This is a genomic window from Microcystis sp. LEGE 00066 (assembly GCF_015207925.1).
Taxonomy (GTDB): Bacteria; Cyanobacteriota; Cyanobacteriia; order Cyanobacteriales; family Microcystaceae; genus Microcystis; species Microcystis ichthyoblabe_A.
Map to the genome: position 1 here is coordinate 1 of NZ_JADEVX010000316.1, position 2,649 is coordinate 2,649.

At 44.4% G+C, this 2,649-nt stretch carries 3 protein-coding genes and 1 pseudogene; 2 read left to right on the forward strand and 2 right to left on the reverse strand.

Translation table 11 applies throughout. The annotated features are described in order from the left end of the window. Nucleotides 1-37 precede the first annotated feature (37 nt). Both IQ224_RS22990 and IQ224_RS22995 read left to right on the forward strand, forming a co-directional pair. On the forward strand, nucleotides 38-334 hold the full coding sequence (locus tag IQ224_RS22990; protein WP_002733247.1) for an NAD(P) transhydrogenase subunit alpha: 297 nt from the start codon (nucleotides 38-40) through the stop codon (nucleotides 332-334). Beyond that, nucleotides 331-1,740 carry an NAD(P)(+) transhydrogenase (Re/Si-specific) subunit beta gene (locus tag IQ224_RS22995; protein WP_002745772.1) on the forward strand — a complete coding sequence of 470 codons (1,410 nt, stop codon included), beginning with the start codon at nucleotides 331-333 and terminating at the stop codon, nucleotides 1,738-1,740. Before IQ224_RS22990 ends, IQ224_RS22995 begins: the two co-directional genes overlap by 4 nt. A 59-nt stretch (nucleotides 1,741-1,799) precedes the next feature. On the opposite strand, the gene IQ224_RS23000 is transcribed toward IQ224_RS22995, so the two are convergent. Together IQ224_RS23000 and IQ224_RS25200 are read right to left on the reverse strand one after the other, a co-directional pair. Continuing rightward, a complete protein-coding gene (locus tag IQ224_RS23000) occupies nucleotides 1,800-2,039 on the reverse strand; it encodes a hypothetical protein (RefSeq protein ID WP_036401738.1) in 240 nt (79 codons plus the stop codon). A gap of 499 nt (nucleotides 2,040-2,538) precedes the next feature. Then, nucleotides 2,539-2,649: pseudogene (locus IQ224_RS25200) on the reverse strand (RNA-guided endonuclease TnpB family protein); the annotation flags it as partial.

A 2,649-nucleotide genomic window follows, 5' to 3' on the forward strand; every position in this document is an offset into this window, starting at 1 on the left:
CCCTATCCCCAAACCCTATCCCCTTTTTACTTAACCAATGACTGCCCAACTTTTAACCGCTTTAGTGGTATTTGTCCTCGCTTCCTTTGTCGGTTTCGAGGTAATCAATAAAGTCCCTCCCACTCTCCATACACCCCTGATGTCGGGAGCGAATGCAATTTCAGGTATCGCCGTTGTCGGTGCGCTCCTCATCGCCGGAGGCACGGATTGGCACGAATTAACCGTAATTTTAGGGTTAATTGCCGTTATTTTGGCGATGGTTAACGTGGTCGGTGGTTTTGTCGTTACCGATCGAATGCTGCAAATGTTCAAGAAAAAAGAGGCTAAATCATGAATAATGCCCTGATCACAGGGATCGAGTTATCCTATCTACTCGCCGCCATTTTATTTATCATCGGTCTTAAACAATTATCTTCCCCCGCTACCGCCCGTCAAGGCAATTTTCTGGCTGCCATCGGGATGCTAATCGCCGTTATTGCCACCTTAATCAATCAAGAAATCCTCAGCTATGGTTTAATCGCCGTAGCGTTGGTGATTGGTTCAATTATCGGCTTAGTTTCGGCGCAAAAAGTCCCGATGACAGCTATGCCCCAAATGGTGGCGATTTTTAACGGTTTAGGCGGTGCTGCCAGCGCTTTAATTGCCATTGGCGAATACTGGCGTTTACTGCAAAGTGGTGAAAATATTGCCTTTGACTCGATACTGATCGCTATTTTGGGTATATTGATCGGTGGTGTCACTTTTACCGGTAGTGTCCTCGCTTTTGCCAAATTACAGGAATTAATCAGTGGCTCACCCGTAACTTTTCCTTTCCAGCAACCCTTTAACATTCTCTTGCTACTCACCTTTTTAGGGGGTAGTATCTATCTCTTTTTTGATCCCACCTCGATCGATGTTTTCCTGACCTTGGTGGGACTTTCCTTAATTTTCGGGGCTTTATTCGTGCTTCCCATCGGCGGCGGCGATATGCCCGTGGTTATCTCCCTCTTAAACTCTTTTTCGGGACTTGCCGCCAGCGTAGTCGGTTTTATCCTGATGAATAGTATGTTGATCATCGCCGGTGCTTTGGTGGGTGCGTCGGGGATTATCCTGACTCAGATCATGTGTAAAGCCATGAATCGATCGCTGGCTAGTGTACTATTTGGGGCATTTGGTACAGGTGCTAGTGCCGGAGGCGAAGCGAGCGCCACTTCTAGCCTCGATAAATCGGTTCATGCTATTGATTCAGAAGAAGGGGCTATGATGCTCGGTTATGCTCGTTCTGTGGTGATTGTACCAGGTTACGGCATGGCAGTGGCCCAAGCACAACACGCAGTGCGAGAATTGGCTGAACAGTTGGAAAAAAATGGCGTTGAGGTTAAATATGCTATTCACCCCGTGGCGGGAAGAATGCCAGGACACATGAATGTATTATTGGCCGAAGCTAATGTTCCCTATCCGCAACTCTACGATATGGATGATATTAATCCTGAGTTTGAGCGCGTCGATGTGGCGTTAATTATTGGGGCGAATGATGTGGTTAATCCCGCTGCCCGTCATGATAAAGCTAGTCCGATTTATGGAATGCCGATTCTGGACGTGGATAAGGCACAGCACACGATCGTGATTAAGCGCAGTATGCGATCGGGTTTTGCCGGGGTAGAAAATGAATTATTCTACAATCCTAAAACTTTTATGCTCTTTGGTAGCGCTCAAGATGTGGTAGCACAATTAGTATCACAAGTCAAGGATTTGTCATAATTCTTAACAAATAGGACGGGGTGAAAACCCCGTCTTTTTTTTATGTGATTTTTCAGAGTTTAAAGATAATCAAGAACTAATTCCCCTTTGTTCACTTTTTCGGTAATTAAAGTTCTGACTAACTCTAATTCTTGTAGGGTTACTTTGCCATCAGATCTCATAGCTAGGGCGATTCTGTCCCTTTCCCCTTGAGTGATCACGCCATCAACACTAGCCTGTTCGATAATAGCTCGCAACTTTTCTAGTTCCTGTTGTTCTTCTGTGGTTAATTCTGCTTGATTAGGACGAGATATTTCCATAAAAATTTCTCCTTGAGTGATCAACACAAACTTGGTAATTTTTTCTAAGTAGTGGAAACCATGGCAGTTATCCCCAGTCAGCATCAGGAATTAGGGACGATGCCTAATCAGTTTACAGTTCATATTTGCTCGGAAACCCTCTCAACAAATACGTTTGTATTAAGAAGCATTAATAAAGCTGAGAGCCTTGACTATTGCCTCTGGGTTATTCCCTTGCCTCACGGTTAACTTTAATTTTGTTCGACCACTTAGAGTTGGCGAATACATTATAGCATTTATCTTAATGGTGAGAGAAACGCTGTAGTATAACTTTGTGTCTTTGTGCTTGACGAAAAAAGTTATCTTGTCCGCTCCAGAAACTAGGTTAATTTAATCTAATTTTACCCATAAGGCTCGCAATTTTGCCTCTAGCATTTGCCCTCTTTGTTCAGCAGTTTCTGCCCGTTTTTGTACTTGCTTGAGTTTCTTTCCTAACTCTACAAAATTGACGCTCCCCGCTCTAAAGAGACGGGGATTCTTCGTTCATTGAGTCTCCGTTAGCAAGCAGGATTTCTCCAACCAACCAAGAGGGAATCTCTCCCGAAGCGTTTAAAGTTTGCGTGCGCCCCAC

Coding starts and splice junctions, on each gene's coding strand:
- IQ224_RS23000 (WP_036401738.1), bottom strand. CDS start 2,039: ATGGAAATATCTCGTCCTAATCAAGCAGAATTAACCACAGAAGAACAA.
- IQ224_RS22995 (WP_002745772.1), top strand. CDS start 331: ATGAATAATGCCCTGATCACAGGGATCGAGTTATCCTATCTACTCGCC.
- IQ224_RS22990 (WP_002733247.1), top strand. CDS start 38: ATGACTGCCCAACTTTTAACCGCTTTAGTGGTATTTGTCCTCGCTTCC.